This window comes from Planococcus daihaiensis (assembly GCF_049262615.1).
In the GTDB taxonomy this organism is placed as follows: domain Bacteria; phylum Bacillota; class Bacilli; order Bacillales_A; family Planococcaceae; genus Planococcus.
The window spans coordinates 413,886-436,444 of the sequence record NZ_CP175504.1; the positions used below are offsets into that span (position 1 = coordinate 413,886).

The window sequence follows — 22,559 nt, forward strand, 5'->3', positions numbered from 1 at the left end:
TCCACTTTCGTTAGGTTTCATTATACAGGAGTAACGGCATGTTTTCGATACGGCAGCGGTAAATCTTTTGTATCATAGATTGCCAGACGCTGCGATAACACATGACGAAGATCAGATGGCGCGACGATATCATCGATGATGAGCTCGGAAGCCAACCGGTAGATATCGATCTCTTCTTTATATTCCTGGTGTTTTTCCTGAACATATTTCAAACGTTCTTTCGGATCTTCGATTGCTTCGATTTTATTCGAATAAACCGCATTGACCGCTGCTTCTGGTCCCATAACAGCAATTTGCGCGGTTGGGAGCGCGATGCAGACATCCGGTTCAAAAGCCGGTCCTGCCATAGCGTAAAGCCCCGCACCATAAGCTTTTCGGACGATAACGGAAATCTTCGGCACCGTCGCCGAGCTCATGGCAGCGATAAATTTCGCGCCGTGACGGATAATGCCGGCACGTTCGACTTTCGTGCCGATCATGAAGCCGGGTACATCGGCAAGGAATAGCAGCGGAATCGAAAATGCATCACAAAGATTGATGAATTTCGCGCCTTTATCCGCTGAATCTCCGAATAATACGCCGCCTTTCACTTTCGGCTGGTTCGCAAGGATGCCGACAACCTGGCCGTCAATGCGTGCAATACCGGTGATCAATTCTGGTGCGAACAATTTCTTGATATCAAAGAATGAACCTTCATCAATCAATTGATCGATCAATTCATACATATCGAATGGTGCATTCTGGTTTTCCGGAATAATCGCTTCCAGGCTTCGGCCTGCTTTCGCTGCCTTCGCCTCGAGCTTATCCGGTTTTATCGCGAAATTTGCCGGGAAGTTCGTCAGATAACGGCGCGCTTCTGAAATCGCTTCTTCTTCCGTAGCCACCAATACATCGCCGACTCCGCTGACTGTGCAGTGCATGCGCGCTCCGCCCATTTCCTCGAGCGTCACTTTCTCGCCGATGACTTTTTCGGCCATACGCGGCGATCCAAGATACATCGACGCATTGCCTTCAACCATGATGACGATGTCGCAAAATGCAGGGATATAAGCTCCACCTGCAGCAGATGGACCGAACAATAGGCAAACCTGCGGCACCATGCCGGACATCCTGACTTGATTATGGAAAATTTTCCCTGCCCCTCTGCGGTTCGGGAACATATCCAATTGATCCGTGATGCGTGCACCGGCCGAATCGACCAGGTACAGCATCGGAACCTGCATTTTTTCAGCCGTTTCCTGGATGCGGATAATCTTCTCTACCGTCCGTGAGCCCCAAGAACCCGCTTTGACAGTGGAATCATTGGCCATAACGCAAACCGTCTGGCCATTGACTTTGCCGATGGCTGTGACGACGCCATCAGCCGGAAGGCCTTCTGCCTCAACATTGGCGAAACGGCCGTCTTCTGCATAATTTTCATCATCAAACAGCAGTTTCAACCGGTCGCGCACAAAAAGTTTATTGCTTTCTTTCATTTTTTCATGATATTTTGGCAATCCGCCCGCAAAGATTTTTGCCAGCTTTTCTTCAAGTCGATCGTTATACCCCGTTGTTTCAGTTGTTTTAGTCATACTGCCAGCCCCCTTTGTTTGTATATAAGTTGAATTAAAGAATCACCATAAATATAACGCTTCGGCGCTTTGGACAGGGCAAAGATTTTGCTCCTGCGCACTGCTCGTCGCAAAGGTGCGCCATCTACGTTTGGCGACCTTAGCTCCCGCAATAAGCCGAGAAGACCACTCGTCTTTTACTCCGTCGGCATTCGCCTGCTCCTGAGCCGCGCCGGCGCTGGGAAAGTAGCTTTGATTACAAGAGTATCTAAGATATGGAGCAAAACAGCGAAGACGCCCAGGGGACCAAGCGAAGTGCTGAGATCCACTCGGACGAAGTGAAACGAGTCCGAGTTAGCTCAGCGCAAGCCCCCAGGCAAGCGAAGCTGTTTTGCGGAATATCAATTCTATAAGATTATTAGTTCAAAATATAAAGATCCATTTATTCTCCCAAAGTCACCAAAGTATCGCCCTCGTTGACGAAACCGCCGACTTCCACATTCACTTTTTGGACTGATCCTGCAAATTCCGCTTCAACCGGAATTTCCATTTTCATGGATTCGATCGTTAAAATTGCCTGGCCCGCTGTTACTGCATCGCCTTCTCCTACCAATACGTTCAAAACTGTACCTGCCATTGTCGCTTTTAATTCTTTCATACTGTTTTTTCCTCCTTTGATTTTTCCAACCAGTTTGGCAATACAGCTGTCGCGTATTCCCCTGATATGAACTCCTGTGATTCGATGAATTCCTTGAATAATGGAATATTCGTTTTTACCCCATCAATTGTAGCATGATTGAAAAAATTCTGTGATTTGGAAAGTGCATCTACACGGTCTTCGCCGGTTATAATCACTTTTGAAATCATCGGGTCGTAAAAAGGTGTCACGGAGTTGCCCTCTTCGTAGCCGGTTTCAATCCGCGCATCCTTGCCCCACACGATCTTCTCCAGTTTGCCTGGTGAGGGAAAAAAGGTTTTTGGATCTTCCGCGTAAATCCGGTATTCGATGGCATGGCCTTTGGTCGTGATCGTTTCCTGTGCCGGCAACTTGCCGCCACGGGCTACATCGATCTGCCATTCCACCAGGTCGAGCCCTGTCACTTCTTCTGTGACCGGATGCTCCACCTGCAGCCGCGTGTTCATCTCCAGGAAATAAAACTCATTCGACTGATCGACGATGAACTCGACAGTTCCCGCATTGCTGTAGCCGACCGCTTGACCGGCAAGAACTGAAGCCTCACATAAACGCTCACGCACTTCCTGCGGAAGATGCGGCGATGGCGATTCTTCGATCACTTTCTGGTTGCGGCGCTGGACTGAACAATTCCGTTCAAATAAATGAACGATATTACCGTGCGAATCCCCGAATATCTGAACTTCGATATGGCGGGCGTCCGCAATAAATTTCTCAAGATAAACGATGTCATTGCCGAAATAGGCTTTTGCACGGTTTTTGACGGAATCGAATTGCTGACTGAGCGCTTGCTCACTTTCACAGCGCACCATTCCGATACCGCCGCCTCCCCCGCTTGCTTTCAGCATCAGCGGATACCCAATCTTACCGGCTTCCTCAATTGCTTCTTCAAGTGTTGCAACGCCTTCTTCCGTGCCTGGAACCACTGGCACACCCGCTTTGATCATGGCACGGCGGGATTCGATTTTATCCCCCATCATGTCAATGATGTTGCTGTCCGGGCCGATGAAAATGAGACCGGCTTCTTTCACTTTGCGTGCAAATCCGGCGTTTTCGGATAATAGGCCATAACCCGGATGGATTGCGTCCACATTATGTTGTTTTGCCACTTCAATAATTTTTTCAGCTTGTAAGTACGACTGGACGACCGGGTTTGGTCCGATCAGCACAGCTTCTGTCGCTTCACTTGCGTAAGGCAGATCCCCATCAGCCTCAGAATGGATAGCGACAGTTTCGATGCCGAGACGTTCGCACGTGCGGATGATCCGGCGCGCAATTTCGCCACGGTTTGCAATCAGGATTTTCTTCATATTTGAAATACCCCCTATGTTTTCTCCCTTCTATAGTCTATATGATGTTTGTAAGCGATTTCAACTATTGGCTGAAATAAATTCTGAATATATAGGCAGCCGAAGCTCTGAATAACAGCTTTCCCCTGATTTTTATCTGTAAAAATTAAACAAATATAAAAAACTGCCGTATTCTTCACGGCAGTTTTGGGCAATTCTTTTTTTTATTTCTTTAAAAAACGCGCGACAGCCGCGTGGTGTGCATCGCTTGCCCATAATTGGGAGCAGCGCCGGATTTCAGCTTCCACCCGCTCCGCCAGATGACTGGCCTGCCATCTTCTGACCGCCATTTCTTTATACGCGCGATGCACTTCCGGCAAAACATCGCGGAACGATGCCAAAAAGTTTTCAATATCGTTGTCGTCCTGGATAACAGCAGTTGCCCAGCCGTTCGCCAGAAGTTCATCCGCCGTATAGAGACGCGCTTCGCTAAGCATCTTCAAGGCGTGGTCATGCTGCAAGGCTTCGAACAGATAGGTTCCGCCGCCCCAGCCACTGGTGATGGCCAGCGTTCCCTGAATAAAGCCAGCTTTTGCGTGGCTGCGGACTAACCGGTAATCGCAGGCTGTGGCAATTTCACAGCCTCCGCCGACCGCTGTGCCGTTCACCAGAGCCGCTACAGGCACCGGCAAGGTCTTGATGCCGTAAAGCACGTCACCCATGCGCTTGAGCATCGGATAGGCCTCTGCCTCTGTTTCAAGGGCATGGAACACAGAAAGATCGCCACCGGAACAGAATGCTCTGTCACCGGCAGCCGTGATGATCACGAGCCGCGGCAGTTCAGTTGTTGCACGCTCGACCAGCTCCTCGAGCCCTTGCATCACTTCGTCATTGATTGCGTTTCTTATCTCGGGCCGGTCGATCGTAAAGGTCATGATCCCATCGGCCGTGTCGATTTTATATGCCATCCCAATTCACCTCGTAAGTGTGAGTATGTAAGTTGAATTAATTATTATTATTATAAACCGATATTCCGCAAAACAGCTTCGCTTGCCAAAACCCGTGCTCCTGCATCGCTGCGCTGCTTCGTCGCAAAGCGTCGGCCGAACTGCCTTCGGCCAACACTTGGCTCGCGCTGAGCTAACTCGGTCTCGTTTCACTTCGCCCGAGTGGATCTCAGCACTTCGCTTGGCCCCCTGGGCGTCTGCGCTGTTTTGCTCCATATCTCTAGAGAGTTTTCTCAGCGCCGACGTGGCTCAGGAGCAGGCGAATGCCGACGGAGTAAAAGACGAGTGCTCTTCTCGGCTTATTGCAGGAGCAAAATCTTTGTCCTGTCCAAGCGCCGAAGCGTTATATATCAGAATTACAAATAAAATATTATTAGTTATATGTACAGAGAAAAAGGCTATCGAGAGCCATGGCCTCTCAATAGCCTTTTAGCAGCAAATACTGTTTTACTTGCTTGCTACAACTTCTTTGCCTTTGTATGATCCACATGCTTTGCAGACGTGGTGAGCCAATTTCGATTCGCCACAGCTTGGGCAAGTTACCATGCCCGGCACGGACAATTTGAAATGCGTACGGCGTTTTCTCTTAACGGTTTTGGACGTTCTTCTGAACGGTACAGCCATTGGTGACACCTCCTTACAGTGATTCTATTCATCTGACTGATCGAAATACTTTGCTAAATCAGCAAGTCTTGGATCCGGTTTTGGTTGTGCTTCTTCTTTCTCCGCCTGAACTTCTTCGTCTGTCGAATATGACCATTCTTCGCCGCCTTTGATAACGGTTTGATCGGCATTTTCACTGAAGACTTGCATCGGTATTTCCAGAAGGATAAGTTCTTCGAGGACCGGCTGGAAATCAATTGTTTCCGTTTTGACCGCATGAACGTTATCATCTGTTCCTCCCAGGCCATTTTCAGACCACGTGAAGATTTCAACCGTTTCAATATCTACAGGAAACTCGACATCTTCCCAAGTTCGTGCGCAAGGTAATGTTAACATACCTTTGAGCTGAAGCTGGCACGTGAGTTGTTGCGAACCAATTGTGCAATGTCCTGTGACGTGGATGGGTGTAATTTCGCGAATATCGCTATTGCGCTTTTTCACTTCTTCAAGATTGACCATCTGGTCGATCTTCATCCCGTCTCTGCGATGCTTTTGAAGCTGTTGAATCGCTATTTTCATAAGTAATCACCTCAAGACAACAAAGTTGATTATATAATGAGCAGAAAAAGATGTCAAGAAAAAATCTTGTCACACGATTCCCAACATCGTTATACTTAGACTTAAGTTTACCAAAGGAGTTGGTCGAATGAAAGCTGCAGGCATCGTTGTTGAATATAACCCGTTTCATAATGGCCATCTTCACCATGCAAGAAGTGCCAAAGAAAGTTCCGGAGCGGACATTTTAATCGCAGTGATGAGCGGCCAGTTTCTCCAGCGCGGCGAACCGGCTTTTGCCGATAAATGGAAACGGACGGAAATGGCGCTGGCGAATGGTGTCGACCTGGTCATTGAATTGCCGTATGTTTATGCAACCGCACAAGCTTCAGATTTTGCCAGAGGCGCTATCACCCTTTTGGATGCGATTGGCTGCGAATCTTTCTGTTTCGGCAGTGAACAAGGAAATATTGATCCATTTTTGAAATCCCGCCATTTGCTGAATAAGGAAAACCTGTTTTATCAGCAAAAAATTCATGAAGCCGTCCAATCCGGCATCAGTTATCCGAAAGCATTGAATGCAGCCTATCACGCGGTAACTGCTGGCGAAGAGGGATTTGCCGATTTGTCTAAGCCTAATAATATTTTGGGCTACCATTATATAGAAGCGGCAGACCGGATTTCCTCCCCTATGCGCCCTTTAACCATCCAGCGGATCGGCGCAAATTACCATGATCCGATTACTGAAGGGATGTCGATTGCCAGTGCAACAGGCATTCGGAATGCATTTTTTGAAGGCGGCTCCATCGACGAACTTTCGACATACATGCCAGCACCTTCACTCCAGGGGCTGCAAAGTTTCGCACATGAATATGGCCGTTTCGGCAGCTGGGAAGCCTTTTACCCTTTGCTGCGCTATACCATCCTAAAAGACCGGCCAGCTACCCTCAGGCGCTTTGCTGAAGTGACCGAAGGAATTGAAAACCTCATTTATGAAGCGGCACGCAAAGAACAGGATTTCGAATCTTTTATTGCGCTGGTTAAATCCAAACGCTTCACCAGAACCCGAATCCAGCGAATGCTGACGCATATTTATACAGGCTTTACTTGGGAGCAATTGAAGTCTTTTGATCAGCCATCCTATCTCAGGCTTCTCGGCATGACGAATGCCGGGCGCCAGTATCTCCATGCACAAAAAAAGAATATCAAGCTGCCCATCATCAGCCGGGCCGCCGATTTGGCGGATGGCATGGGCAAACTTGATATTCACGCCAGCAGCCTGTACATGCTGGGTTTGGGGGCGAAAAATCTTAAAAAGGAATTTACGACGCCACCGATTTATTTCGGCTGAAGCTGTTCCAGGTATTCAAGTGCATCCTGCAGCGTTTTTACCGGCACGATATCCATATCCGTGCCGATTGCTTCGGCAGTTTCCACCGCGATTTGATAATTGCTGACACCATCACCCGAAATTTCATCATCCGGCGCAAAGAAAATTTCCATGCCGTCATTGTCGGCGGCCATCACTTTCTGGTCAATGCCACCGATGCGCCCAACTTCGCCTTCGCTTTCCATGGTGCCGGTTCCAGCTACATCATAGCCTTGGGTAATGTCTTCATCAAGCAATTGATTGATGATTTCCAACGTGAACATCAAGCCTGCGGAAGGGCCGCCGATCCCATCTGAATCGATGATAACTTCCGGGTCAGTCGTAATGCTTTTATCTTCCACGAACGAAATTCCAAGCCCTGCCCGCTCGAGATCAGTCGGCAGGGGCTCCAATGTTACGGTCTCTGTTAATTCCCGGTCATCCCGGTCAATCACCAATTCCACTGAATCGCCTTCCTGTTTATCAGCCAGGTAATCAATGAAATCCTGTTGGCTTTCGAATCCATTGCCGTCGATAGACAGGACGCGGTCCCCGGGCTCAAGAATATCCGCTGCCGCTCCGCCTTCCAGAACGTTCAATACGAAGACGCCCTTTGTTGCAACTTCAAATGGAAGCTCGGCTGTTTCAAAAGCCGCTTTCACTGCATTAATCTGAGAATCAGACATCAGTTTCAACTGGCGGACATTATATTCTTCATCCGATTCATGCGGACTGCGCACTTGTTCAGGCGGCAGAATTTTATAGCCGTCCTGGAACAGCGCATACAGATAAAGAGCCGGGGTGGCGTTCAGCATGGAGATTGTCATCAGGCTGAAACTGCCTTCATCATCTTCATCGCCATCTACCACTTCCACCAGCGGCGACAATTCATAGGCATTTCCCGGTCGTGTAATGTAACTGTCCATCCGGTAAAAGGTAACGAATACGACAATTCCAATCAACACCAGATAAAAGATTATTTTGTTTTTCTTCATCGAGCATCCCTCTCATTTCAGAACAGAATAACAAAAAAGCCACGCATCACGTGACTTCATCGAATTTTTCTTTCAATGCTTTTTCTACTGGTTCCGGCACGAGTCCCGTGATATTGCCATGGTATTTGGCAACCTCTTTGACGATGCTTGAACTAAGGAAAGAATATTGATTATTGGAGATCATGAATAAGGTCTCAATGTCTTCATTTAAGAAACGGTTCATCGAGGTAATCTGCATTTCGTATTCGAAATCCGATACGGCCCGCAGCCCTCTAATGATAGCATTCGCTTCCACTTCCAACGCGTAGTCGATCAATAAACCGCCAAACGAATCGACATTGACGTTTGGAATTGACTCGGTTACTTCGGCAATCAGCGCAATTCTTTCCTCTAAATCAAAAAGCGGATTTTTTGAAGAATTGTTCATGACAACGACTTTCACTTCGTCAAAAATCTTCGCCGCCCTTTTAATGATATCCAAATGCCCCATTGTGATGGGATCAAAACTACCTGGTACAACAGCAATTTTATTCACTGATTTCTCCCTCTTCTCCTGTGCAGCGATAAATCGATATGACGATTCCACCGTAATTTTCATGTTTAAACCGTTCGAAATACTTTGTACGATCTGGAAGCGTGACACCCTTTTCGTGTTCACAAACAACAATCGCATCCTCTGTGAGAATTCCGTTCTCTGCGGCAAAATCCATTAATTCATATGCTTCGGTAACGTGATAAGGCGGGTCAAGAAACAGCAAACGCGCCTGAAAATCATTTTTCTTCAGGATTTTGATCGCACGCTTGGCATCGTTGCGATACACTTCCGCCTGCTCCGACAGCCGCGCTTTTTCCAGATTGGCGCGAATCGTTTCAACGGCTTTTCCATCTTTATCGATAAAAACGGCCGTATCGATGCCGCGGCTCAAGGCTTCAATGCCAAGGCCGCCGCTTCCGGCAAATAAATCCAGTGCATTGCCGCCGTCAAAAAACGGTCCGATCATATTGAAGACCGACTCTTTCACTTTATCCGTTGTCGGCCGGGTTGTGTTGCCAGGTACCGCCTTCAAGGGCAGTCCTTTAGCCTTGCCTGCAACTACGCGCATGTTTCTGCCTCCCAGTTTATAGATTTCTTGATGCAATCCACCCTTAAAATGGTAGAATGGTTACTGGAAAGGACGTGTTAAAATGATCCAGCGTTTTATCGAGCTTGGAGAAGGTTACGGAGATATTTATGAACTCCGGGAGTTAATCCTGAACAACCGCAGCCGCTTTATGCACGGTTTTGTCTTCCACACGAAAGATATGGATGGCAAACCTGTATTATCGGCTGCTGCTGCATTTAAACCCGCAGAACAGGGCAATTTCATGCCCATTTACATTTGCCGCGAAGGCATTCCGGAAGATTCGAAACGGCTCAAAATATTCGAAGAAACGGTTGAAGCCCTGGAACTACTGCCCATCCATATGGATGTGAAGCATTCCGCTATCTACGCTGACCGTCAATTCTATTTCAGCCATTTGATTTCCGTATTGCGGCTGAACCACTATATCCCGCCGATGCAGTGATCAAAGACCGATTTTATAATCGTATTCTTTTGCTTTATCGGGTTTGGCATTCTCATATTCCGTTTTGATGAAAGGACGCTGAGATTCGAGTACCTGCTTAACATACGGCAGCTTCAGCAATTTCGCTTTTGTTGATTCGATTACATCCTGGTCCATATATAGAACGGCATATTTCAATTTTCGCGAAATGAAATGAACATGCCCATACTTACGCAATGATTTTGCCTGTTTCAAATGATGCACATAGACAATAAGTCCCTGGCGATCATGCATAGCCATCCCTCTTTTCTTAGCTTCTAGAATACCATAGGAAAGAAAAAAGCCGCAACCGCCATTATGGGAACTTTCAGCCATCACTGCATAATAACTGACATTGCTTTTTAAAATTCGATATAATGAAGATAGCGTTACTATATAATAAGGGGGTATTACATAGCCATGGGGAAAAAAACGAAAATAGGCATAGCCGCAGTTGCGGTTGGAGCAGCGGCTTGGGCTGGCTCAAAAGCCTTGGTGACCACACAACCACGTCCGAAGAAAGCTGCACTCGAATATGAACGCCCGGTGGTTCTTGCACACCGCGGGGGTTCTGCATTGGCACCGGAAAATACGCTGGCGGCATTCAACAAAGCTGTCGCTTTAGGCGTTGACGGTTTTGAAATTGATGTCCGCCTTACCAGCGATGAAGAATTGATTGTATTCCACGATGAATTTCTGGACCGGACAACAGACGGCGCCGGTAAAGTGTCGGATTTGACGCTTGAAAAGATCCGGACTTTCGATTTGGGTTATCATTTTGAGGATTTGGAAGGAAAAAATTCTTATCGGGGGAAACATGAAAAGATTGTCACTCTTCATGAATTGCTGGAAAAATTCCCGGACATGTACATCAATATCGACATGAAAGATTCACCTGAAACTTATGAAGGCAGTCTGATGCCATCAAAACTATGGCGTCTGATCGAATCTATGGGTGCAGAGGACCGTGTAGGCGTTACGAGTTTCTTCGATGAACAGATTGACCGTTTCAATTTATACGCGCAGAATCGCGTTGCTATTGGCGCAGGGGAAAACGAAATCAGAAAAGCATACGCAGCTTTTAACAGCCAATTCGGCCACCTTTACCAGCCGCGTGCAGATATGTTCCAAATTCCGATCCGTTCGTCGGTCTTCAATCTGGTATCGCCTCGCTTTATTGCATTTCTTGGCGAGTTGAATGTTCCGGTCCATTACTGGACGATCAATGACCCGGAAGCGATGCGTGCACTTGTTGCAGCGGGAGCTAAAGGTATCATTACCGATCGCCCGGATTTGGCAGTGGACGCCGTAAAAGAAACTGAATAAGTTCGACAAACAACAAAAACCGGTGGAGAAAAGCAATGCTTTTCTCCACCGGTTTATTTTATGCTGAGCAGGAACATCCGCCGCCCGTCCCGCAGCTTCCCCCGCAGGAAGAATCTGACGAAAAGAACGGGTTGCTTGAAGGAATCTTAACCGCTTCAGAAACTGAACGCCCGATGATGAAACTTACCTGGTCGATCAAATCCTGCAATTCGTTTTCCGCCAGCCGCAGTCCAGCCACTTGCTCATTAAGGTCAAGTTTTCGTTTATCCACCCGAATCCGTTTCATCACATCTTTATAATCCGGATGGTATTTTCCGAAACGCTGTACCTCTTCGTATAACTCTTTCAACCGGGCAAAAGCGGTGATTTCGTCTGCCAGATCTTTATTATCGTAAACAGCATGATAAGCTTGTCTATATTGCTCAGCCTGCTCTGATTGTAGTATCATTCTACTTAACTCTTCGGCAGAGTCAGTAATTTGAACCCATTCGTAGGTCATGATCACAACTATTACCTCCTCTACGGTTCAATTATATCAAACATACAATTATTTTAATACATAAAGAAGGGGTTGTCATCATGAAGGATTTAACTGCACAATTTGAAAGGGCCGTGGAAAACGGCTCTTCTGAAGATATCCGCATTCTCTCACAATTTTTGGAGAATCTGGAAAAGAAACAGGCCGGGGAATACGCAACCTATTTAAGTGCTGCACTCGGGATGAGCAGACAGCAGCATGAGGACAGCTGGACCGTCACCATACCGAACACCCCTTTTATCCATAATAATATCGCCATCCCTCACGGCGGCATTCTCGCCGTTCTGCTGGACACAGCCATGGGAACTCTCGCCAACAGCAAATCCCCGGAAGGCTTCGGTGCCGTCACCACCAATTTAGCAATCCATTACCTGGCGGTCGCAACGGAAGAATCGATTACAGCCGAAGCGAAAATCATTCGGCAAGGTCGCCATATGATGGTGATTGAAGGAAATATTCACGAAACCGGCGGCAAGCACATCGCCACATCCACCGGTTCGTTTTTCATCGTTCCCAAATCGTAAAGGATCCTATTGTTTTTCGGCTTTGGCGGGTTCCTGCCTCAGGAAACTCTGCGTATAATACTTGCCGAAAACGCCTACACCGATTTGATTAAAGCGGTTTGAATAAATTAACTTCCGGTGCGCTTCAGAATTTATCCAGCCATGCACAGCTTCCGCTGCATCATAATATTGGGAAGCGGTATTTTCAGCCGCCTCTTCATAAACGATGCGGGAACTCTCAAGCCTTTGTTCCAGGCTTTCAATTTCAATTTCTTCAGAAGAGAAATTCTGCCGGGCCACATCCCGGCTATGCTTTTCCGCAAGCATGCTGACTGCCGGATTGACGGTCAATGGCCTTTGCTGATGATGCAGCCGATATACATTGGTCAAGTCAACGACCTGTCTTGCATTTGCTTTATCGATCGCTGTCTGCAGCATCGAAGAAGGTTTTACGGTCGCCAGCAAGTCGCCGGCATACATCATATCGTAGGGTTGATGGCGGATGAGTGTTTCGGCATCCATAAAACGGACCGCTTCCAGCATTCCACCCTCCTTATCAAGATACAATTGGGCGTAGATACCATCGAAACTGACAAGCAGCCTAGTTTCCCGATCCTCGCCGCTGAGGCTGAACGTGTAGATATTCGTTCCGAACTTTACTGTGATTTCATCTTCTATAATGGTGAAACGGTATAATTCTTCCATTACCTGTCCAATATTATAAGGGCTTGCATCCGCTGCGGTACCAGCCGTATACACCTGCACCACTTTTTTCTCTTTCACCCCGACCATCATATAATTCGAGTAAGACTGATTATAAATCCACCATTCGTAGCCGAAAGCGGAAGGCTCGATGCGCGCCGGCTGGCCATAATCATCGATCCAGTCTTCCGAGGATTCTCCGATATACACCGAAACACCTTGGTCCGGACGCTCGACCACCAATGGTGTTTCAATAATTTCGTGAGCCGGAAGTGGGTCCGCTTGCCGAGGAGCTTCTAAATTATCATTCTCATTTATTGATGTATCAAAATAAAAAAAAGTAACGAGGATGATTGACAGAAATATCATGATACGCAATAAATTCTTCAATCGTCTTCCACCCTCTCCAATAGTTTTCTTCAATTATAACAGCCGCCTCTATACTGACACAATCTAGCCATTGCAACAAGCGCGAATTTCATCTATTATTAAAGGAGCATTGAGTCAGTTTTGAGATAGAGGAGGAGATCCTATGTATTTTGAAAATACAGGACTTGAGGACATTCTGGTAGAGTTCAATTTGCTCCAGCACGTTATGGGCAAACACGGATTAACTAAAGAAGGACAATGGGATTACGAGCGTGCAACATTCGACCGTAAATTTGATGTCCATGAAGGCCGCTATTATTTGCGCGTATTCACTTATGTAGTGGACGGCGACATTGACGCCGGCGATGCAACTGTAAAAATCATGAAGCCTGTTATCGGCAAATATTATTATCCATTTGGCGTTGAATACGGCGAAGATGAGCATTTCCCGGAACATCTGCTAAAAACAAGTGCTGATATTCTGGCAACGATTAAATCCGAATTAAAAGCATTTGAAATTCAAGTCTAAAAAAACCGCAGTTCAACATTGAACTGCGGATTTTTTTAAAATCCCTCTTTCTTTAAACAAGTTGATATAATTATAATATAATGTTTCTGGGAGGTTTATCGTGGGAAAATGGTGGAATAAAAAGATTTTAACCGCAGTACTTGCTATCGCGTTCTTAATACTAATTTCGATATACATAATTCCAATTGCAATACCTCTGATATTAGCTTTATTAACAGCCATTTTTCTCGAACCATTTGTGGGATTTCTTCAAAAACAATTTAAATGGCAGCGAAAGTCTGCTGTCATTACTTCCTTCATCGTATTCTTGTTGCTGGTCTCAGCATTTCTTTATTGGACTGTCACTTATTTGATCGCCAGGCTGATTCATTTTTCACAAAATATGCCTGAATACATTAATGGAGCATCTTCCATCTGGGAAGAAATACAAGACTTTTTTCTCCGTTCTTCCGAAGGGATGCCTCTTGAAGTTGTCACTTCCTTTGAAACCGAGTTGGCCCTGTTCCTTGAAGGAATTCGCGATTGGGTGCTAACGATTGTCAATTATGACACAATCACCAACCTTTTGACTGGCATTCCTTCCTTTCTTGTCAGCTTTATCGTTTTCCTTATTGCGCTGTTCCTGTTCATGCTCGACCTGGACGACTTAAGAAAGATTCTTTTTGGCAGGCTGAAAGATGAAACCGCTGAAAAAGTGCGCTTTATGGCTTCACGCTTAAATAATGTGATTGTTGGATTCCTGAAGGCACAATTTCTAGTCAGTATAATTATCTTCCTGGTGTCATTCGTAGCTTTATTGTTTATTGCTCCGGAAGTGGCGCTGGTCATGTCCCTGATTATTTGGGTCATCGATTTCATTCCAATTCTTGGATCAATCATTGTTTTGACACCCTGGTTTATTTATGAATTCATCACAGGCGATGTGGTTCAAGGCACCCAGCTGGCAGTTCTTGCGCTCGTGCTGCTGATAATTCGCCGCACCGTTGAACCGAAAGTGATGGGTTCCCAAATTGGCTTGTCTCCTCTGGCCACGTTGATCGCTATGTTCATCGGGCTGCAGCTGATCGGCTTCCTCGGCTTCTTTATCGGGCCATTGATCGTCATTCTCTTTACATCAGCGCGCGAAGCTGGCATCATCAAAATTGATTTTAAAATATGACAACGACATATAGGCATAGAAAAAGGAGAACCCACTTGAGGTTCTCCTTTTTTCTTATCCGCCCAGTATTGCTTTAAAGACGGAAGTCGTCGGTCCGCCTTTGTAGATTACATACAATAGAAGGTAAACCATTACACCTGTGATTGCAGTAAAGAACCAGATAACACTTGTATAAGGCCCGATTTTGCGGTGCTTATCAAGCTTATTCTTCAATCCGAGGTAGATGGTCACAAGTCCCATAATGCCCCCAATTGTAGCTAATGTTATATGGAAAATCAGGAATATCGTATAGTAAATCAAGTATTCATCGGGTCCGCCGAAAGCGGTATTGCCGACAAAAATCGTCCGTGAAGCATAGATGATAAAGAACGTCAGGGCCGAAGCACCGGCCGCCAGCATCATCTTTTTATGTGCTTCGATTCTGCGTTGCCGGATTAAATTCCAGCCAATCGCTACTAAAATAGCGCTGAGTACAATGAAAAACGTGCTGATTGTTGGCAATAACGGTAAATCCATTCTCTTTAATCCCCTTTTCCTGCTTTAACCATTATGTCGGTGATAAGCCATCTCTTTACGATCCTGTAAAACTTTAGCCGTAATATCATCTGCGTTATCAGTTTCATTGCGCAGCCATTCATGGAAAACCGTCCAGATGAAAACAGTAAACACCAATTCCTGTAGTATCTTCATCGTAATGCCACCCGTCCGCTGATCTTCAATCAACGACATAGAAGAGAAAAGCTCGGGACCGGACAGATTCAACTGGGACAAAGTGCCGATTGGCACACATAAAGCCATTGCCTGCAGCCATGCATCTGCATCGCTGTACGTTGCATAAAATGGCGTATCACTGAAAATAATCAATGCGCACGCCGGTGTCATCAAAACGCTTAAAGCGAAAAGGAAACCGAGTTTTTTCAGGCCGTGGAATTTGTGCATGCCTTCCAGTTTGTTGACCAATGGCCACCAGTAGAATATTGCGAGTGTAAAAAGGGTTCCGCTCATTAACGAATGGAGCCAGATATCCTGTTTCACAAAATCGAAAACTAACGGTAAATGGTAGACCGAAAAGAATATCCCGAATAATAACAATGCGAGCATCGGTTTTGTAAAAAAAAGGAATAACGGTTTGATAACCGGCAGTTCGATAAACCATCTCCACAGCCACGTTGGGATACCCATGATCAATAGTGGCGGCACCAAGAGCAGCAGCAATGCCATCTGAACCATATGCATCGTGAACATAATATGGCCAAGCAAATCGATTGGAGAGCCTTTTATAATATATAACAAAGCCATCCCTGAAACGAACAGCAGTGCTTCTTTCTGTTGTAAAGGTTCACTGTCTTTAAATTTTCCCCGCCATTTAATGGTGACGAAAAAATAAAGGAGTGTGATCAAGACAAGGACTCCTAAGTAATACGGACTCCATAAAGCCTGAAATCCGAAAATACTGATTGGCATGCCAAACATACCTCCTTTTCTTCAAGTACCCTCATTATATAGCGGAAGCACTGCTATATCAATGAACGAATCATGACATTTTATCTTATCAAACATAAAAATCCCCTTCATCAAATATGAAGGGGATTTTCTGAATATTTTTTACCACCAAATGATTGTAACAAAAGTTAAAATTGTGATGAAAGCAACAAAGATACCACTGAACATGAAGAATGCAATTGTTCCCATGCCTTTATTGCTCAAATGCATGAAATGATACAGCTGAAGAACAACCTGGACCGCGGCCAACAAAAGAATCGTAGGAACGATCAGGTAATTTGAGAAGTCAGCTGCCACCATCGTGAACGCAATCAAAGTAAGGAAAATCATGATTGCAAACGATGTTAAATGGTGGCGCATTTCAGCTGTTCTTTTTTTCTTTAAAAATTCATGCTCTGAATGTGATCTGATTCTTTCAGGTGTATCGTGTGCCATATTAACCGATCACTCCCATCAAATAGACTACAGTAAAGATGAATACCCATACTACGTCAATGAAATGCCAGTAAAGAGCTGCAAGATAAAATTTAGGTGCATTATACATATTCAAACCGCGTTTTGAATTTCGGATCATTAACGCGATAAACCAGCTAAGACCAAACAATACGTGAGCACCGTGAGTTCCGACCAATACATAGAAAGCGGAACTGAATGCGCTATGCGTAAATCCGAAACCTAAGTGGACGTAATGATTAAACTCATAAATTTCAAGGCCAAGGAAAGTCACTCCAAGTAAAACGGTTATTCCCAGCCAAGCCTGCATGGCTTTAAAATTATGGTTCTTCATATGGTGCATTGCGTAGACACTTGTCAGTGATGATGTCAAAAGGATCATCGTCATCGCGAAAACAAGAGGAAGTTCGAACAACCCAGATGCTGTCATTTCCATTCCACTTGGGCCTCTGTCTTTCAAAGCAAGATAAGTGGCGAAAAGGGAAGCAAATGTTACCGTCTCAGCTGCCAGAAGCAACCAGAATCCGACGAACTTATTTTTACCTTCCAATGTAGCCGTTTCTGGATGATCCGGCCAAGATTGAGCGGTATATCTTTTATTTATGTCCATCGGTGTTGCCTCCTTTCTTAGCATCTTCGATCAGTTCTTCTTTTGTGATGTGGAAACCTAGATCATCTTTCAACGAACGGGTAAGCATCGAACCGAAAGTGATGCCAAGGCCGATGACCAATACGGCCAATGCCCAAGGTTTCGATTCATCAAGGAAGTAAAGTGCACCGAATGCTGCAACGAACATCCCGAATGACATTACAAATGGGATAATTGAACCGTTTGGCATGTGGATATCTCCAAGTGGCTCAGCGTAAACCATGCCTTCTTTATTGCCTTCCATTTTTTCGATCCAATAAGTGTCCAGACCGCGAACCAATGGTGTTTGTGGGAAGTTATAGAATGGCGGTGGTGAAGGAATTGCCCATTCAAGTGTACGCCCGTCGCCCCAAGGGTCATTGCCGACACGAACATTTTTAATTGTCGTCAATACTACGTTGACCAATAGTACGATAACACCGATAGCCATGAATACCGCCCCACCAGAACTGATCGCATTGAACAGGTCCCAGCCCTGATCAGCGCCAAATGTGTAAACGCGACGTGGCATTCCCAGCAAACCAAGGAAATGCTGGATGAAGAATGTCATGTGGAATCCGATGAAGAAGAACCAGAATGTCACCATTCCAAGTTTTTCGCTCAACATGGTTCCGAACATTTTCGGCCAGTAAAGATGCGTTCCTGCTAAAATCGCCAGTACGACACCACCGACAATTACATAGTGGAAGTGAGCAACGATAAAGTAGGAATCGTGTAATTGATAATCAAGCGGTGCGATGGCCTGCATAACACCAGTTACTCCACCCGCAACGAATGACGGGATGAAAGCGACCGCGTAAACCATGGCTACGCTGAACTGGATGCTTCCTCCCCATATTGTCAGGAGCCAGTTAAATATTTTAATACCGGTTGGAACTGCAATGATCATGGTCGCCAAAGCGAACACTGCGTTGGCAGTTGGCCCCAGTCCTACTGTGAACATATGGTGAGCCCAAACCATGAATCCGTAGAAACCGATAAGGATTGTGGCGAACACTAATGCTGTATAACCGAACAGGCGCTTTCTCGAGAAAATCGCAAAGATTTCAGAGAAGATACCGAATGCCGGCAAAATAAGAATGTACACTTCCGGGTGACCGAAAATCCAGAATAAATGCTCCCAGATAATCGTATTCCCGCCCATTTCGACTACGAAGAAATTCGAATCGAACAATCGGTCGAATACCATGAAGAATAATCCGACAGTAAGTGGTGGGAAAGCCAATAGGATCAATGCTGAAGCGACAAAAGTCGTCCAGGTGAACAATGGCATTCTCATATAAGTCATACCCGGTGCGCGCATATTGATGATCGTAACAAGGAAGTTAATCCCTGCGATCAATGTACCGAAACCGGATATCGTTAATCCCAGTGAATAGAAATCGATTCCGTGCCCTTCGGATGCCAAAGCGAGTGATGCATAGTTTGTCCATCCCGCATCAGGTGCACCGCCCATGAACCATGAAAGGTTAAGGAAGATACCACCAAAGAAGAACAGCCAGAATCCCAATGAGTTTAAGAATGGGAAAGCTACGTCACGTGCCCCGATTTGCAAAGGCATAATGGCATTCATAAATGCCAATAGAATTGGCATGGATGCCAGGAAAATCATTGTGGTACCGTGCATCGTAATCATTTCATTGTATAACCCGGCGCTCAGGAAGTCGTTCCCTGCTTTCATCAGCTGGATCCGGATCAACATTGCTTCGACTCCACCTACAAGGAAGAAAAAGCCACCTGAGATAAGATAAAGAATTGCAATTTTCTTATGGTCGACTGTTGTCAAATAATCCCACAAAACTGCGCCAATTCCTTGTTTTTGAGCTAAAGAACTCACACTGTATACCTCCCTTTTTACACTCTGACTCTATTATTCCTCAACAGACAGACTCATCAAATACGCCGCAAGCGCATCCAATTCCTCTTCGGAGAAGTCTTCTCCGCCGTTGTTAGTTGCACCGTCAGGCATTAAGTTTCCTGGTTTGTAATCCTGTGGATTAGCAATCCAGTTTTTCAAAGTCTCTTCATCATGTTCCAAAAATCCGGCTATGCGATTGCGGTCGCCGAATGCTGCCAGGTTAGGGCCTTGCATACCGCCAGATCCAACACCAGAAACTGCGTGGCATCCAATACAGCTGTTGGTAAATATTTCTTCGCCGTCCTGAGCCATAGTTTCAGTTGCAGGTTCAGGTTCTTCCTGCATTGAAGCTACCCATTGGTCGAATTCTTCGCGGTCAACCGATTTAACCTTGAAATCCATCAATGCGTGTGAAGGTCCGCAAAGCTCAGCACATTTACCGAAGTAAACACCGTCATCCAACTCATTAGACTCTTTGTCGAACTCAAGGTAGAATTTATTGACGTTTTCCGGGTTAACATCAAGTTTACCGCCGACTGAAGGAATCCAGAAGGAGTGCTTGATATCTGCGGAGATTAGATTGAAGTAAACGCGTTCATCAGTTGGAACAACCAATTCCTGTGCAGTTACAATTCCTTGCTCAGGATATTCGAATTCCCACCAATAAAGGTATGCAGTTACATTGACCGTAAGATGGTTTTGTTCCCCTTCTTCATCCACAGAGTCCATTGCGGTCACATCAGCCAAATCAAATGTCGAATAGACCGTTGGAACAGCAAGGATCAAAAGAAGCACAATCGGCACTGCAGTCCAGATAAACTCAAGTTTCGCACTGCCTTCCACTTGTTCAGGAATCATATCGTCACCGAGCTTAGAGCGGCGGAACTTAACGATTGCCAATACGAAGATGATGGTTACGACAATAATTACGAATGCCATAACAGCAGTAGACAAAATTAGAAGGTTGAATTGGTCCTGCGCAACCTTACCAGCAGGGATCAGAGTTGAAATCTCTTCACGTCCACAGCCCGACAGAAAGACGAGCAATGCTGTCATCAATGCGAAAAGACGCCAATTTTTAAGTCCTTTCATCATAGCTTTTCTTACCCCTCTCTCATTTTAAAGTTTTAAGTATTGGAAATTAGACGAATACAGCAAATATGATCATTGCGACGAATAGAATCGTCATATAGTTCAATGAATAAATGAACATACTTTTCGCCCATTTCAGATCATCTTTCACTCCAAAGCCACGGATAGCAAGTAGCAGCCAACCAAGATTCAAAAGTGTTGCTAAGATGAAAAAGCCTGTTCCCAGTTCCGGCAAAAGAAATGGTAATGGAAAAAGGAATATAACCCATGCCAGCATAGATTTCTTGGTCCGGTGGAAACCTTTCACCACCGGCAGCATCGGAATATTTGCAGCACGGTACTCTTCCGTCCGTTTCATTGCCAGTGCATAAAAATGCGGCGGCTGCCAGATGAACATGATCAGAAACAATGCCCATGCACCCGTACCAAGTGTCGGTTCTACTGCAGCCCAGCCGATAAGCGGCGGAATGGCACCAGAAATGCTCCCGACAATTGTATTACTGACATGCCTTCTCTTGGACCACATGGAATATAGGACGACATAAGCCAGAATCCCAGCTATCCCAAGCACCCCAGCAGAAACTGAAGCGGAAAACAAAAAGATTTCGCCTAAAACTATGAAAGAAACGGCGAGTGTCAAAACAGCTGACGGTTTGAATCTCCCCGTCACAGTCGGACGTGATTTCTTGCTCTCCATCAATGGATCGATATCCGTATCAATATAATTATTCATCGCAGCAGAACCTGCAATGATCAATGCTGATCCGACCAAGGTGTAGACGAGGATGTCCATGTGCTGTAAAAAAGGTACGCCAGAAAACTGAAACGCCAGCCACAGCCCAGTGAAAACCGTAATCAGGTTTGAATTGACAATCCCAATTTTTATAAGTGCCAGAAAATCTTGGACAAAGCTGGTTGTTTCAGGAGTTTCATGCGTTTCAGCAGACAAAGACCGGCCGTTTGACATTAAACCTCCTCCTTTCAAAGTTGTAAGCATAGTCCGCTAACCATAACTATATCTAAAATCCAGCACCATTTCTACATATAACTGAAATTTCCCGACAAAAGCTATGTTTATGGTGAGTTAGCCCCAAATGCACTCTCCTTATCATACAACATGGGACCATCTTTTTTTATGTTGAAAGATAATAGTTTTTGAACAGTTTGTGAAGCCTCCACTTTATATGTCCAAATATCGAAAGTTTCTGCTATTGCTGATTTTCCGTTGTGTTTTAGGCTGACTTTCGCTATTATCGAGTATGCAGGTTACGGACGATTAATTGTATTTTCATATAGAAAAAGTAGGTGGCTTTCTTGCAGCAGAATAAATATATAAAGTTGTTTGCAGTTGCGGCGACAATCGGTATGCTCTTCATCCTTCTGGGTGGGGCGCTCGTCACGAAAACTGACAGTGGAATGGGCTGCGGCCGTCACTGGCCCGGTTGCAACGGTCAACTGATTCCGGATGTCATTACCGCTGAAGTGCTGATTGAATTTTCTCACCGCCTTGTAACAGGGGCTGTCAGCATATTGATTCTGATTCTCGCCATCTGGGCTTGGAGAAAGTTTGGACACGTCCGCGAGACAAAATTTTTAGCAGTCACTTCTGTTTTCTTTTTGGTTCTTCAGGCGCTTATTGGAGCCGCACAAGTATTGTGGGGCCAGGGTGATTTCATACTTGCATTGCACTTCGGCATCTCTTTGATCTCATTCGCCTCAGTCTTGTTGCTGACACTTCTCGTCTTTGAAGTGGACCGCAAATTCGAAACTGAAAAATTGCAGATCGGCAAGAAATTGAAATTCCACACAATCGGTGTGGTGCTGTATTCCTACCTCGTTATTTATACCGGTGCTCTCGTACGCCATACGAATTCCAGTTTAATTTGTTCCGATTGGCCATTGTGCCGCAACGACTCTTTTGCGTTGCCTTCCAATATGTATGAATGGGTTCAAATGGGGCACCGGGCAGCGGCGGCCATGATCGTTATCTGGATCGGCTTTATCATGTGGTATGCCATCAAGCATTATAAAAACCAGCGGGCAATCTACTGGGGATGGATCATCGCCTTCACCATCGTTATGCTGCAGGCAACAACAGGGATGCTTGCAGTTCTAACACAATTAAATCTTGCAGTTGCTTTATTGCATTCCCTCTTTATCACATTATTATTCGGCTTATTGTGTTATATGTTACTTTTAGTTTCACGAAGCCACAGCAAATCATAAAAAGAC

Annotated in this window: 26 protein-coding genes; 7 read left to right on the forward strand and 19 right to left on the reverse strand. The window is 45.5% G+C overall.

The features are described from left to right. Window positions 1-20 precede the first annotated feature (20 nt). From DHX103_RS02030 to DHX103_RS02055, 6 genes are all read right to left on the reverse strand, one after another. Window positions 21-1,571, reverse strand: coding sequence for an acyl-CoA carboxylase subunit beta (locus DHX103_RS02030; RefSeq protein ID WP_422123609.1), 1,551 nt, complete (start codon window positions 1,569-1,571; stop codon window positions 21-23). A gap of 421 nt (window positions 1,572-1,992) precedes the next feature. After that, the gene (locus DHX103_RS02035; RefSeq protein WP_117301445.1) at window positions 1,993-2,208 is read right to left on the reverse strand and encodes an acetyl-CoA carboxylase biotin carboxyl carrier protein subunit; all 216 of its coding nucleotides are present in this window, start codon (window positions 2,206-2,208) and stop codon (window positions 1,993-1,995) included. Then, entirely contained in the window at window positions 2,205-3,554 is a 1,350-nt protein-coding gene (locus DHX103_RS02040; RefSeq protein WP_422123610.1) for an acetyl-CoA carboxylase biotin carboxylase subunit, read from the reverse strand. Before DHX103_RS02040 ends, DHX103_RS02035 begins: the two co-directional genes overlap by 4 nt. Before the next feature lie 203 nt (window positions 3,555-3,757). Further along, window positions 3,758-4,501: an enoyl-CoA hydratase/isomerase family protein gene (locus DHX103_RS02045; RefSeq protein ID WP_422123611.1), complete on the reverse strand. Its 744-nt coding sequence runs from the start codon at window positions 4,499-4,501 to the stop codon at window positions 3,758-3,760. Between the two features lie 486 nt (window positions 4,502-4,987). Beyond that, on the reverse strand, window positions 4,988-5,164 hold the full coding sequence (gene rpmF, locus DHX103_RS02050) for a 50S ribosomal protein L32 (RefSeq protein WP_033541041.1): 177 nt from the start codon (window positions 5,162-5,164) through the stop codon (window positions 4,988-4,990). A 24-nt stretch (window positions 5,165-5,188) separates the two neighbouring features. After that, window positions 5,189-5,722: a YceD family protein gene (locus DHX103_RS02055; RefSeq protein WP_422123612.1), complete on the reverse strand. Its 534-nt coding sequence runs from the start codon at window positions 5,720-5,722 to the stop codon at window positions 5,189-5,191. A 127-nt stretch (window positions 5,723-5,849) separates the two neighbouring features. On the opposite strand from DHX103_RS02055, the gene DHX103_RS02060 reads away from it, so the two are divergent. Next, complete coding sequence (locus tag DHX103_RS02060) at window positions 5,850-7,049, forward strand: nucleotidyltransferase (protein WP_422123613.1); 1,200 nt, start codon at window positions 5,850-5,852, stop codon at window positions 7,047-7,049. Here DHX103_RS02060 and DHX103_RS02065 read toward each other — a convergent pair. Genes DHX103_RS02065 through rsmD form a run of 3 tightly spaced genes read right to left on the reverse strand, consistent with a single transcriptional unit; the run spans window position 7,037 to window position 9,165 of the window. Continuing rightward, entirely contained in the window at window positions 7,037-8,062 is a 1,026-nt protein-coding gene (locus DHX103_RS02065; RefSeq protein ID WP_422123614.1) for a SepM family pheromone-processing serine protease, read from the reverse strand. The two genes, DHX103_RS02060 and DHX103_RS02065, sit on opposite strands and share 13 nt — an antisense overlap. Window positions 8,063-8,108: 46 nt before the next feature. After that, window positions 8,109-8,597 carry a pantetheine-phosphate adenylyltransferase gene (coaD, locus tag DHX103_RS02070; RefSeq protein WP_422123615.1) on the reverse strand — a complete coding sequence of 163 codons (489 nt, stop codon included), beginning with the start codon at window positions 8,595-8,597 and terminating at the stop codon, window positions 8,109-8,111. Continuing rightward, window positions 8,590-9,165, reverse strand: coding sequence for a 16S rRNA (guanine(966)-N(2))-methyltransferase RsmD (rsmD, locus tag DHX103_RS02075; protein WP_422123616.1), 576 nt, complete (start codon window positions 9,163-9,165; stop codon window positions 8,590-8,592). The genes coaD and rsmD overlap by 8 nt, the downstream gene beginning before the upstream one ends. A gap of 82 nt (window positions 9,166-9,247) precedes the next feature. Between rsmD and DHX103_RS02080 the strand changes: the two genes are divergently transcribed. Next, the gene (locus DHX103_RS02080; RefSeq protein WP_422123617.1) at window positions 9,248-9,628 is read left to right on the forward strand and encodes a DUF7147 family protein; all 381 of its coding nucleotides are present in this window, start codon (window positions 9,248-9,250) and stop codon (window positions 9,626-9,628) included. On the opposite strand, the gene DHX103_RS02085 is transcribed toward DHX103_RS02080, so the two are convergent. Then, complete coding sequence (locus DHX103_RS02085; protein ID WP_422123618.1) at window positions 9,629-9,901, reverse strand: YlbG family protein; 273 nt, start codon at window positions 9,899-9,901, stop codon at window positions 9,629-9,631. It abuts the gene before it with no gap. 165 nt (window positions 9,902-10,066) lie between these two features. Here DHX103_RS02085 and DHX103_RS02090 point away from each other — a divergent pair, with 165 nt between their 5' ends. Next, window positions 10,067-10,972, forward strand: coding sequence for a glycerophosphodiester phosphodiesterase (locus DHX103_RS02090; protein WP_422123619.1), 906 nt, complete (start codon window positions 10,067-10,069; stop codon window positions 10,970-10,972). A 58-nt stretch (window positions 10,973-11,030) separates the two neighbouring features. On the opposite strand, the gene DHX103_RS02095 is transcribed toward DHX103_RS02090, so the two are convergent. After that, window positions 11,031-11,477, reverse strand: a complete 447-nt coding sequence (locus DHX103_RS02095) for a YlbF family regulator (protein WP_422123620.1) — start codon at window positions 11,475-11,477, stop codon at window positions 11,031-11,033. 74 nt (window positions 11,478-11,551) lie between these two features. Between DHX103_RS02095 and DHX103_RS02100 the strand changes: the two genes are divergently transcribed. Next, window positions 11,552-12,034, forward strand: coding sequence for a PaaI family thioesterase (locus DHX103_RS02100; protein ID WP_422123621.1), 483 nt, complete (start codon window positions 11,552-11,554; stop codon window positions 12,032-12,034). Window positions 12,035-12,040: 6 nt separating this feature from the next. Here the strand turns inward: DHX103_RS02100 and DHX103_RS02105 are convergent, their stop codons facing one another. After that, on the reverse strand, window positions 12,041-13,105 hold the full coding sequence (locus DHX103_RS02105; RefSeq protein ID WP_422123622.1) for a CAP domain-containing protein: 1,065 nt from the start codon (window positions 13,103-13,105) through the stop codon (window positions 12,041-12,043). A gap of 142 nt (window positions 13,106-13,247) precedes the next feature. On the opposite strand from DHX103_RS02105, the gene DHX103_RS02110 reads away from it, so the two are divergent. Together DHX103_RS02110 and ytvI are read left to right on the forward strand one after the other, a co-directional pair. After that, window positions 13,248-13,613: a YugN family protein gene (locus DHX103_RS02110; RefSeq protein WP_422123623.1), complete on the forward strand. Its 366-nt coding sequence runs from the start codon at window positions 13,248-13,250 to the stop codon at window positions 13,611-13,613. Window positions 13,614-13,713: 100 nt separating this feature from the next. After that, entirely contained in the window at window positions 13,714-14,772 is a 1,059-nt protein-coding gene (ytvI, locus tag DHX103_RS02115) for a sporulation integral membrane protein YtvI (RefSeq protein WP_422123624.1), read from the forward strand. 54 nt (window positions 14,773-14,826) lie between these two features. Here ytvI and DHX103_RS02120 read toward each other — a convergent pair whose 3' ends face one another. The 7 genes from DHX103_RS02120 to cyoE form a co-directional block, all read right to left on the reverse strand. Next, window positions 14,827-15,288, reverse strand: coding sequence for a DUF420 domain-containing protein (locus DHX103_RS02120; protein ID WP_422123625.1), 462 nt, complete (start codon window positions 15,286-15,288; stop codon window positions 14,827-14,829). 24 nt (window positions 15,289-15,312) lie between these two features. After that, a complete protein-coding gene (gene ctaG / locus DHX103_RS02125) occupies window positions 15,313-16,236 on the reverse strand; it encodes a cytochrome c oxidase assembly factor CtaG (protein WP_422123626.1) in 924 nt (307 codons plus the stop codon). A 141-nt stretch (window positions 16,237-16,377) separates the two neighbouring features. After that, window positions 16,378-16,710, reverse strand: coding sequence for a cytochrome c oxidase subunit IVB (gene ctaF / locus DHX103_RS02130; protein WP_422123627.1), 333 nt, complete (start codon window positions 16,708-16,710; stop codon window positions 16,378-16,380). A gap of 1 nt (window position 16,711) precedes the next feature. After that, window positions 16,712-17,338, reverse strand: coding sequence for a cytochrome (ubi)quinol oxidase subunit III (locus DHX103_RS02135; RefSeq protein ID WP_422123628.1), 627 nt, complete (start codon window positions 17,336-17,338; stop codon window positions 16,712-16,714). Beyond that, entirely contained in the window at window positions 17,325-19,214 is a 1,890-nt protein-coding gene (locus DHX103_RS02140; protein WP_422123629.1) for a cytochrome c oxidase subunit I, read from the reverse strand. The genes DHX103_RS02135 and DHX103_RS02140 overlap by 14 nt, the downstream gene beginning before the upstream one ends. Before the next feature lie 33 nt (window positions 19,215-19,247). Then, entirely contained in the window at window positions 19,248-20,330 is a 1,083-nt protein-coding gene (gene coxB / locus DHX103_RS02145) for a cytochrome c oxidase subunit II (RefSeq protein ID WP_422123630.1), read from the reverse strand. 46 nt (window positions 20,331-20,376) lie between these two features. Then, complete coding sequence (cyoE, locus tag DHX103_RS02150) at window positions 20,377-21,294, reverse strand: heme o synthase (RefSeq protein WP_422123631.1); 918 nt, start codon at window positions 21,292-21,294, stop codon at window positions 20,377-20,379. Window positions 21,295-21,641: 347 nt separating this feature from the next. Between cyoE and DHX103_RS02155 the strand changes: the two genes are divergently transcribed. Further along, window positions 21,642-22,553 carry a COX15/CtaA family protein gene (locus DHX103_RS02155; RefSeq protein ID WP_422123632.1) on the forward strand — a complete coding sequence of 304 codons (912 nt, stop codon included), beginning with the start codon at window positions 21,642-21,644 and terminating at the stop codon, window positions 22,551-22,553. Window positions 22,554-22,559: the final 6 nt, after the last annotated feature.